Below are 9150 nucleotides of genomic sequence, written 5' to 3' on the forward strand. Positions count from 1 at the left end.
CGCGCTCAGGCCCGACGCGGACCGCGCAGGAACGGGATACGTGGCATGAGCCAGTCGACCCAGACGACCCGGACGCCCGGGGCCACCGCGAGCGACCACAGGATCGAGGCCGCCGCGTCCGACGGGTAGTGCACGGCGTCGATCGACACGGCGAAGAACACCACGACGATCGCCACGACACCGGCGACGAGCACGACCCGGTGCCAGCGGTTCTCCCGGAGCAGCCAGATGAGGGCGATCACGAAGGCCGTGATGTACACCGTGTGCCCGCTCGGGTAGCCCGGGTCCGGCTGCACCGGGAACGGGTGGGGCAGCGCGGCGACGTCCGGCCGCGCGCGGTGCACGATCTCCTTCACGACGGCCGAGGGGATCCACGTGATGGCGATGGTCCCGCCGAACGCGAGCGCCGGCCGGACGTCCCGCGTCCGCCACCAGATCACGCCGACGACGACGAACGTGATCGCGATCGCCGGGGCCGGGCTGATGACGTGGTACACGGCGTCGGTGAAGGCGCCGATCGCCCCGGTGTGCAGTGCGTTGAGCGCCTTCGACAGTCCGAGGTCGACCGTCCCGAGCGTGAACCCGACCCCTGTGATCACGAGCACCGCGACGACGGCCAGCAGCACCGATGCGAGCGGGTACCGGGCGGGCTCGAGGATGCCGACGACGTCGCGATCGGCGGACGAGCGGCGGAGCTGCGAGGCGTCGGCGGTCATCCGACCATCGTCCCAGGTCGGCGACGACCGCGGCCCCGATTCCCGTGACGATCCATCAGAGACCGTTCAGCGACCGGGACTGCGGCGGCCGGCTCAGTGTTCCGCGCCGCCCTCCTCGACCAGGTCGGGCCCGCCGCGGAGCGCCTCGCGGACGACGACCTCGAGCGCACGGACGACGTCGTCGAGCGGCAGGGTCGGCGCCGTGCCGTCTCCGGGCCCCGGGGTGGCCGGCACGTGCACGAAGCCGGCACGCAGTCCCTCACGGCCGGCGAGGGACATGACCTCGTAGAACGCCTGGTTGCACGTGAAGGTCCCCGCCGTGTTCGACACCGCCGCGGGGACTCCGAGCGCCCGGACCGCGGCGACGATCCGCTTGATCGGGAGGGTCGTGAAGTACGCCGGCTGCCCGTTCGGGTCGATCGGCTCGTCGACGGGCTGCGCTCCGGCGTTGTCGGGGATCCTGGCGTCCTGCACGTTGATCGCGACCCGCTCCGGCGTGACCGCCGTCCGACCCTCGGCGAGTCCCGTCGCGATGACCACCGCGGGCCGGTGCTCGAGGATCGCCGCTGCGAGGCGCTGCCGCACCTCGGCGAACACCACCGGGAGCTGTTCGGTCACGAGCCGCGCCGGGCCGTCCCAGCGTTCGGCGAGCGCCGACACCGCGTCCCAGGAGGGGTTCGTCGCAGCGCCGCCGAACGGCTCGAAGGCGGTGAGCAGGACGGTCGTTCCGGTCGTGTCGGCCACGCCACCAGCCTAGGCACCGAGGTGCGCGCGCGTGCGGGCGACCAGGGCGCCGACCCGACGTTGTGGTGGCCCCATGAAGACAGCCCTGCTGGTTGCCGTCCGTCTCGCACTCGCCGCCGCGTCCGTCGCCGGCGTCGTGACGCAGGTCGTGCTGAGCATCCGTGCCGACTTCAGCCTGGTCAGCGTCTTCAGCTACTTCACGATCCTCAGCAACCTCTCCGCGAGCACAGTCTTCGTCGTCGGTGCGGTCCGCCTGGTGCGCGGTGTGCCGTCGTCGCGCGGCTGGGAGGTCGCGCGCGGAGCGTCGGTCGTGTACCTCGCCTTCGTGGGGCTCGTGTTCAACACGTTGCTCACCGGCGCGGACCTCGGTGAGCTCGTGCCGTGGGTGAACGTCGTGCACCACATGGTCGTCCCCGCAGCGGTCGTGCTCGACTGGTTCGTGGACCGCCCGCGGCACCGCCAGCCTGTCTCGATGATCTGGGCGGCCGCGATCGTCCCCGCCGTGTACACCGCGTACTCGCTCGTCCGTGGTGCCCTCGTCGGCTTCTACCCGTACCCGTTCTCCAACCCGGCCCGGGTCGGTGGCTACGGCGGGGTCGCGCTCTACTGCGCAGCCCTGCTCGTCGGGTTCCTCGTGCTCGCGGTGCTCGTCCGGGCGTCGGCGAACGCGATGGCGCGCCGCACCGCGGCACGCGCGGACGCACCGCGAGCGGCCTGTTGAGAACGCGCCCCACCGGACGGCGTGGCCTGCGGGCACGTCGACGACCGCCGCGAGCGGCACCGCCGCGGCATGCTCCACCCCGCCGACGTCGAGGCGCTCGTGCACCGACGACTGGCGGAGAACCTGCCCCACGACCCCGTCCACGCCGACTTCTTCGGCCCGGTCAGCCGTCCACGCGAGCCGGATCGGGAGCGGTGACGGGCGTGCGCCCCACCGCGACGGTCAGTCCTCGACGTCGAAGACCACGACGCGCTCGCTGCCCGCTCGGATGTGCGCGGACACGGGCTGGTGTTCCGGGTGCGGCAGGTAGCCATCGAGCGCCGCCCGGTCGCGGAAGCGCACGACGAGCATCCAGTCGAAACCACCCTCCTGGCCCTCGGTGCTGACACTCGGGCCCGAGCGCACCGACTCCACGCCGTCGATGCGGGGCAGGTGCTCCCGAGCGAGGGCATCTGCCCGTGCGGCCAGCCCGTCGGTCCCGTTCCACGCCACCAGTACCACGTGTGTCACGCCTGCCATCGCTGCTCCCGTCGTCACGACCCATGCTGCCTGCGTCCGGCTGGGACACCTCCACGCCTGTGACCGTGCCCATCCGCGCGACCTACCGTCGGCCGGGTACGACATCGACGACGAGAGGGAACACCATGGCGAGTGGAGTGGCAGCGGTCTGGGTACCGGTCAGCGACATGCAGCGAGCGGTCGCGTTCTACCGGGACACGCTCGGCCTGACGGTCGCGAGCGAGTCGGACGACTGGAGCGAGATCGACGCGAACGGGATGCGGCTCGGGTTGAACGCCCGGGAGTCGGCGACCCCGTCGGAGGGTGGCGGCGCAGTCGTCACGTTCCAGCCGGACGGGAGCCTCGAGGACGAGGTCGCCGACCTCCGGTCGAAGGGAGCCGAGTTCACGGGCGACATCAGTGACCACCCGTGGGGACGGATCGTCCCGTTCACGGACAGCGAGGGCAACGACCTGCAGCTGTACGCGCCCCCGCAGGGCTGACGGCCGCCGGTCGGGAACGCGGCCGGGTGAAGGACGGGAGGCGCGGTGCCAGCTGGCACCGTCCTCCCTCGCAGGCTCGGTCGGCGCGCCCCGCGCAACGCTTCGCGTCACTGCTGAGCGGGGCGCGCCAGTCTGCTTCCTGGGCACGTCTAGAAGGCGGGCGTCCCGCCCGCGATCGTGACGGTCGAGCCCGACTGGTAGCTCGACTCCGGGCTGACGAGGTGCACGTAGGCGGCACCGAGCTCGGCGGGCTGCCCAGGACGGCCGAACGGCGACGACTCGCCGAAGTGCGCCACGGTCTCGGCGTCGTCCGACCCCGGCTGCAGCGGCGTCCAGACCGGACCGGGGGCGACGGAGTTCACCCGGATGCCCTTCGGTGCGAGCTGCTGGGCGACGGCCTCGGTGAAGAGCTTGACCGCACCCTTCGACACCGCGTAGTCGATCTTGTCCGGCGACGGCGTGCTCGCCTGGATCGACCCGGTGGTGACGATCGTCGACCCGGGCTCGAGGTGCGGCACCGCGGCCTTGGTCAGCCAGAACAGCGAGTAGATGTTCGTCTTGAAGGTGGAGTCGAAGTGCTCGGTGCTGAGCGTCAGGATGTCGTCGTTGCTGTCCATCCGACCGGCGACCATGACGAGGGTGTCGAGGCCACCGAACTCGTCGACGGCCTTCTGCACGAGGTCCTGGCAGTACTGCTCGTCGGAGATGTCGCCGGGGAAGAGGACTGCGCGGCGCCCCTCACCCTCGAGGAGGTCGCGGACCTGTTCGGCGTCCTCCTGCTCGTCGGGGAGGTACGAGAGCACGAGGTCGGCGCCCTCGCGGGAGAGTGCGATCGCGGCGGCGCGGCCGATGCCCGAGTCGGCGCCGGTGACGATGCCGCGGTAGCCGGTCAGCCGCTCCTTGCCGACGTAGCTCTCTTCGCCGTGGTCCGGCTCGGGATCCATCTTCCACGCGGCACCGGGCAGCGACTGCTCTTGCTCCGGGTACGGCGGTGCGGGGTAGAGGGTGTTCGGGTCGCGCTTGTCGTACTGGCTCATGCGCCCACGATGCCCGGGCCCCGCTCGGTACCGGTCCAGCGTGCGGGCGGGCGGGTGCATCGGACGCCGGGCGGCGGGCGGCGGCGCGCATGGGACGCCGACGCGCGCCGGCGCGGATGGTCGTCGCACAACCGAAGTCCGTCGGAACCGTGGAGATCCACGGTTCGCACTGTCTTCGGCTGTGCGGCGGCGGCGCACGACGGTGCGGTCGCCGAGAGCGCCCGGCGGTCGTGCGGCGGCGGCGCCTCCGCGTCAGGTTACGGGCGCGCCCCCGAGCACGAGGTCCCGCGCCTGCGCCGCCGCGCCGAGCGCCACGGCGTCGGACCCCAGCGCCGACTGGGCGAGCCGGATCGGGGCGCCGCTGACGGGCGGTTCGGCGGCGATGCCGGCGGTCACGGCCGGTTCGAGGAGGTCCCACGAGCGGGCGATGCCCCCGCCGATCACGACGGTCGTCACGTCGAGGATCCCCGCCGTGAGCAGGGCAGCACGCGCGAGACCCCACCCGGCCCGCTCGAACACGGCGGCGGCGTCGAGGTCTCCCGCACGGGCGGCCTCGGCGACCTCGCGGGCGGAGACCCGGCGTCCGGAGCGTTCGGCGTAGCGGTCGGCGATGCCGCGGGCTCCGGCGAGCGTCTCGAGGTGCCCGACCTGTCCGCACGTGCACAGCGCGTCGCCGAAGCCGGGCACGTGTCCGATCTCGCCCGCGGCACCGCGCGGCCCGGCGAAGAGCGTCCCGCCGAGCACGAGCGCACCGCCGACCCCTGTGCCGAGCGTCATGCCGAGCACGTCGGGCTCCCCCGCGACGGCGCCGGTCGCGACCTCGCCGAGGAGGAACGCGTTCACGTCGTTGTCGAGGGTCGCGGGGACGCCGAGGGCCTCGGACACGGCCGTGGTCACGCCGTACCCGGCCCAACCGGTGAACGAGTTGCCGGTCACGAGGACCGTGCCGGTCCCCGCGTCCACGACACCGGCTGCGCCGACCCCGACACCCGCCAGGGAGGCCCGGTGCCGGTCGAGCAGGTCCGTCACCGCGCGGACGCCGGTCGCGACGATGGCCGCCCCGCCGGCGTGCGCCGGTGTCGGCAGGTCGACACGGTCGAGCACCTCGAGGCCCGGCGTGGTGAGGAGCACCTTCGTGTTCGTCCCGCCGACGTCGATGCCGGCGATGACCTCGGCGCTCATGCGGTCACCGTACCGAGTCCGGCGAGCCGCTCGGCGCGGCGGCGACGTTGCACGACGGGGTCGGGCACCGGGACGGCCGCGAGCAGCCGCCGGGTGTAGTCGGTCTCCGGGTGGACGAGGGTGGCACCGGTCGCGCCCTGCTCCTCGACGACGCCCTGACGCATCACGACGACGCGCTCGGCGAACTGCTGCACGACGGCGAGGTCGTGCGAGACGAACAAGCAGGCGAACCCGAGCTCGCCCTGGAGTTCCCGGAGCACGTCGAGCACGGTCTCCTGCACGCTCACGTCGAGCGCGCTCGTCGGTTCGTCGGCGACGAGGAGCCGCGGCGACAGCACGAGCGCCCGGGCGAGGGACACCCGCTGGCGCTGCCCACCGGAGAGCTCCCGCGGCGCCCGGGACGCGAGGGTCCGGGGCAGCCGGACGGCATCGAGGACCTCGTCGATGCGGCGCCGCTTGTCGGCCGAGGACATGCCACGACGGTGCACGGCGAGCGGCTCCGCGATGCACTCGGCGACGGACATGCGGGCGTCGAGCGAGGCGACGGGGTCCTGCAGCACGACGCCGATGCCGGACCGGAGCGTCCTGCGGTCACGGCCGCGAGCCCGGGCGAGGTCGGTCCCGAAGAGGTGCACGCTGCCCGAGGTCGGCTTCTGCAGGCCGAGCGCGACGCGTGCGGCCGTCGACTTGCCCGAGCCGGACTCCCCGACGAGTCCGATGGTCTCCCCGGCGTGGACGGCGATGTCGATCCCACGGAGGGCGTGCACCGCACGCGCCCCGCGCCCGAACGTCACCGAGACGTCCCGCAGGTCGACCGCCGGGGGCGAGTCGTGCCTCCCGGCCGGGTCGTCCGACGCGAGCAGCGCGGACGAACCCGTCGCGCCTGTCGCGACCGCGAGCCGCGGCACCGCCGCGAGCAGCCGCTTCGTGTAGTCGTGCTGCGGCCGGAGCAGGACGTCCTCGACGCCGCCGGTCTCGACGACCTCGCCCTGGAGCATTACCGCGACCCGGTCGGCGAAGTCCGCGACAACGCCCATGTTGTGTGTCACGAGCAGCACGCCCGTGCCGGTGTCGGCGGCGAGTCCGCGGAGCAGCTCGAGGATCTCCGCCTGCACCGTCACGTCGAGCGCGGTCGTCGGCTCGTCGGCGATGAGGAGCTTCGGCGCGTTCGCGATCGCCATGGCGATGACGACGCGCTGCCGCTGTCCGCCGGACAGCTCGAACGGGTACGCCCTCGCGCGGGCGGCGGGCGACGGGATGCCGACCCGGTCGAGGAGCTCCACCGCACGGGCCGACGCGGCCGCGGCGGACACGTCCTCGTGGTTCCGGATCACCTCGGCGATCTGCGCACCGACCCGGGTGAGCGGGTCGAGCGCGGTCGCGGGCTCCTGGAACACCATCGAGACGGTCGACCCGCGGAGCGAACGGAGTGCGGACTCCGGGGCGCCGACGACCTCGTGCCCGTCGACGACGGCGCTGCCGGTCGCGGTGGCGTTGCCGGAGAGGAGCCCCATCGCGGCGAGCGCCACGGTGGACTTGCCGGAGCCGGACTCCCCGACGAGCGCGAGCGTCTCTCCCGGTTCGACGTGCAGGGTGACACCGCGGACGGCGTCGACGGTCCCGGACTCGGTCGAGAAGGTGACCCCGAGGTCGGTGGTGGTCAGGACGGACATCAGCGGCCCCTCACGTCGAAGGCGTCCCGGAGCCCGTCGCCCACGGCGTTGAACGCGCAGACGACGAGGATCACGGCGAGTCCCGGTGGCACGATGAGCCACCAGCGTCCGGAGTAGGCGGAGGTCAGGCCGGCGGAGAGCATGCCGCCCCAGTCGGTGGCGGGGGCCTGGACGCCGAGTCCGAGGTAGGAGACGTACGCCACGAGGAGGATCGCGTCGGCGACCTGGAACGTGGCCGCGACGACGATCGTGGACACCGAGTTCGGCAGCAGGTGGCGACCGATCGCCCGGGCGTGGGAGCCTCCGATGGCGCGCAGGGTGAGGACGTAGTCGCGGTTCTTGAGCGTGAGTGTCTCGGCGCGGATGAGTCGGGAGGGCACGAGCCACGACACGAGCCCGAGGATCACGACGAGCCCCCAGACCCCGGGGGTCGTGATGGCCGAGATGACGAGCAGGATGAACAGCGCGGGGATCGCGATGCCGGCGTCGACGACGCGCATCATCACGGCGTCGACCCACCCCCCGACGTACCCGGCGACCGAGCCCCACAGCGTGCCGACCACGGTGGCGAGGATGCCCGCCGCGATGCCGACCATGAGCGACACCTTGCCGCCGAACATCAGCCGGCCGAGGACGTCGTGGCCGACGGCGTCGGTACCGAGCAGGTGCGCGGCGCTCGGGGCGAGGTTCACCTGGTCGAGCTGCGTGTGGGTCTGGTCGGTCGGGTACAGGAACGGGCCGACGAAGCAGAACAGGACGACCACCACGATGACGACGAGGCCGATCACCGCGAGGGTGTTGTGCCGGAAGCGGCGCACCGCGAGCTTCCAGCCGGTTGCGGCGACGGTGACCGGTGCGCCGGGGGCCTCCGGTGCCAGTTGGACGGCGCTCATGCGCGGACTCCCATCACGTCGGTGGGCGCAGTGTCGATGAGGGACGTGACGGCGCTCATGCGCGGCTCGCCTTCGTTCGCGGGTCGATGAGGGACTGCGCGACGTCGGCGAGCAGCGTGCCCACGACGGTCGCGATCGAGATGACGAGGACGCAGCCGAGCAGCGTCGGGTAGTCCGACGTCTGCGCCGCGTTCCAGAACAGCAGCCCCATGCCGGGGTAGTTGAACAGCTGCTCGGTCACGAGGGCCCCGCCGAACAGCACGGGCAGGTAGTAGCCGAGCATCGCGACGACCGGGGTGAGCGAGTTCCGGAACACGTGTCGCCGGAGGATCGTCGCCGTCGAGGCTCCCCCGGCCCGAGCTGTGCGGACGTAGTCCTCCTGGAGGTTCTCGAGCGTCGAGGCCCGCATGTACCGGCTGAACACGGCGATCATCGCGAGGGCTCCGGTGACGACGGGGAGCACGAGGCCGGCCGGGTCCTGGAACACCTCGGCGAGGGTGTTCCCGCTCGGCGCCTGGGACGGCAGCCACGGCAGCTGCTGGCTGAAGACGATGATGAGCACGAGTCCGAGGAAGAACGCGGGCGTCGAGTAGAACACGAACGCCAGCGCGGTGGCCGCGTAGTCGACCGCACCGTTGCGGCGGACGGCCTGCCACATCCCGACCGGGATCGCGATGACGAGCCCGAGGACCGCGGACATGCCGGTGAGCACGAGGGTCTTCGGCAGGCGCTCGGCGATGAGCTGCGAGACCGGCTCGTTGAGCGTGTACGACATGCCGATGTCGCCGGTGAGCAGGCGTCCGAGGAACCGGAGGTACTGCACGGGCAGCGGCTGGTCGAGTCCCTGCGACTGGTTGAACGCGGCGATCTGCGCCGGCGTCGCGGAGACGCCGAGGACGCCGCGGGCGGGTCCGCCCGGCAGGGCGTGCAGCAGGCAGAACACGACGATCGTGACGATGAGGACCACGGCGAGTGCTTGCAGCACGCGCCGGAGCAGGTAGAGAGCGGTGGTCATGCGGCTTCCGATGGTCGGATGGGAGACGTGAGCCGGGAGGGAGGCGCGGGGGGGGGGGGGGGCGCCCCCCCCCCCCCCCGCGGCAAGTGGGTGTTATTTTGCGAAGAAACACAGCGCGGGGGAGAAATGGGCGCGGGGGCCGGGGGGACGCCCCAGCACCAAAACAAT

General features: G+C 72.5%; 11 protein-coding genes. 3 read left to right on the forward strand and 8 right to left on the reverse strand.

The window, feature by feature from the left end; all coding sequences use genetic code 11:
* Positions 1-5 precede the first annotated feature (5 nt).
* Both ACIPYW_RS04450 and pcp read right to left on the reverse strand, forming a co-directional pair.
* Positions 6-716 carry a phosphatase PAP2 family protein gene (locus ACIPYW_RS04450; RefSeq protein WP_400411111.1) on the reverse strand — a complete coding sequence of 237 codons (711 nt, stop codon included), beginning with the start codon at positions 714-716 and terminating at the stop codon, positions 6-8.
* Positions 717-809: 93 nt separating this feature from the next.
* Positions 810-1460 carry a pyroglutamyl-peptidase I gene (pcp, locus tag ACIPYW_RS04455; protein WP_400411114.1) on the reverse strand — a complete coding sequence of 217 codons (651 nt, stop codon included), beginning with the start codon at positions 1458-1460 and terminating at the stop codon, positions 810-812.
* A 73-nt stretch (positions 1461-1533) separates the two neighbouring features.
* Here pcp and ACIPYW_RS04460 point away from each other — a divergent pair, with 73 nt between their 5' ends.
* A complete protein-coding gene (locus ACIPYW_RS04460) occupies positions 1534-2181 on the forward strand; it encodes a Pr6Pr family membrane protein (RefSeq protein WP_400411117.1) in 648 nt (215 codons plus the stop codon).
* Between the two features lie 69 nt (positions 2182-2250).
* A complete protein-coding gene (locus tag ACIPYW_RS04465; RefSeq protein WP_400411119.1) occupies positions 2251-2379 on the forward strand; it encodes a hypothetical protein in 129 nt (42 codons plus the stop codon).
* A gap of 24 nt (positions 2380-2403) precedes the next feature.
* Here the strand turns inward: ACIPYW_RS04465 and ACIPYW_RS04470 are convergent, their stop codons facing one another.
* Positions 2404-2691, reverse strand: coding sequence for a Dabb family protein (locus ACIPYW_RS04470; protein ID WP_400411121.1), 288 nt, complete (start codon positions 2689-2691; stop codon positions 2404-2406).
* 134 nt (positions 2692-2825) lie between these two features.
* Between ACIPYW_RS04470 and ACIPYW_RS04475 the strand changes: the two genes are divergently transcribed.
* A complete protein-coding gene (locus tag ACIPYW_RS04475; protein WP_400411122.1) occupies positions 2826-3182 on the forward strand; it encodes a VOC family protein in 357 nt (118 codons plus the stop codon).
* Between the two features lie 149 nt (positions 3183-3331).
* Here the strand turns inward: ACIPYW_RS04475 and ACIPYW_RS04480 are convergent, their stop codons facing one another.
* The 5 genes from ACIPYW_RS04480 to ACIPYW_RS04500 all read right to left on the reverse strand — a co-directional run bounded on the left by ACIPYW_RS04480 (position 3332) and on the right by ACIPYW_RS04500 (position 8982).
* The gene (locus ACIPYW_RS04480) at positions 3332-4219 is read right to left on the reverse strand and encodes an SDR family oxidoreductase (RefSeq protein ID WP_400411124.1); all 888 of its coding nucleotides are present in this window, start codon (positions 4217-4219) and stop codon (positions 3332-3334) included.
* 252 nt (positions 4220-4471) lie between these two features.
* Positions 4472-5401, reverse strand: coding sequence for an ROK family protein (locus ACIPYW_RS04485; protein ID WP_400411126.1), 930 nt, complete (start codon positions 5399-5401; stop codon positions 4472-4474).
* Positions 5398-7074: a dipeptide ABC transporter ATP-binding protein gene (locus tag ACIPYW_RS04490; protein ID WP_400411129.1), complete on the reverse strand. Its 1677-nt coding sequence runs from the start codon at positions 7072-7074 to the stop codon at positions 5398-5400. The genes ACIPYW_RS04485 and ACIPYW_RS04490 overlap by 4 nt, the downstream gene beginning before the upstream one ends.
* Positions 7074-7967 (reverse strand): ABC transporter permease, encoded by an 894-nt coding sequence (locus ACIPYW_RS04495; RefSeq protein ID WP_290133122.1) that lies wholly within the window; start codon positions 7965-7967, stop codon positions 7074-7076. The genes ACIPYW_RS04490 and ACIPYW_RS04495 overlap by 1 nt, the downstream gene beginning before the upstream one ends.
* A 55-nt stretch (positions 7968-8022) precedes the next feature.
* A complete protein-coding gene (locus ACIPYW_RS04500) occupies positions 8023-8982 on the reverse strand; it encodes an ABC transporter permease (protein WP_290133123.1) in 960 nt (319 codons plus the stop codon).
* Between the last annotated feature and the right edge of the window lie 168 nt (positions 8983-9150).

The organism is Curtobacterium sp. NPDC089689 (assembly GCF_044749145.1).
Classification (GTDB): domain Bacteria; phylum Actinomycetota; class Actinomycetes; order Actinomycetales; family Microbacteriaceae; genus Curtobacterium.

Coding starts and splice junctions, on each gene's coding strand:
- ACIPYW_RS04465 (WP_400411119.1), top strand. CDS start 2,251: ATGCTCCACCCCGCCGACGTCGAGGCGCTCGTGCACCGACGACTGGCG.
- ACIPYW_RS04480 (WP_400411124.1), bottom strand. CDS start 4,219: ATGAGCCAGTACGACAAGCGCGACCCGAACACCCTCTACCCCGCACCG.
- ACIPYW_RS04495 (WP_290133122.1), bottom strand. CDS start 7,967: ATGAGCGCCGTCCAACTGGCACCGGAGGCCCCCGGCGCACCGGTCACC.
- ACIPYW_RS04450 (WP_400411111.1), bottom strand. CDS start 716: ATGACCGCCGACGCCTCGCAGCTCCGCCGCTCGTCCGCCGATCGCGAC.
- ACIPYW_RS04490 (WP_400411129.1), bottom strand. CDS start 7,074: ATGTCCGTCCTGACCACCACCGACCTCGGGGTCACCTTCTCGACCGAG.
- ACIPYW_RS04500 (WP_290133123.1), bottom strand. CDS start 8,982: ATGACCACCGCTCTCTACCTGCTCCGGCGCGTGCTGCAAGCACTCGCC.
- ACIPYW_RS04485 (WP_400411126.1), bottom strand. CDS start 5,401: ATGAGCGCCGAGGTCATCGCCGGCATCGACGTCGGCGGGACGAACACG.
- ACIPYW_RS04475 (WP_400411122.1), top strand. CDS start 2,826: ATGGCGAGTGGAGTGGCAGCGGTCTGGGTACCGGTCAGCGACATGCAG.
- ACIPYW_RS04460 (WP_400411117.1), top strand. CDS start 1,534: ATGAAGACAGCCCTGCTGGTTGCCGTCCGTCTCGCACTCGCCGCCGCG.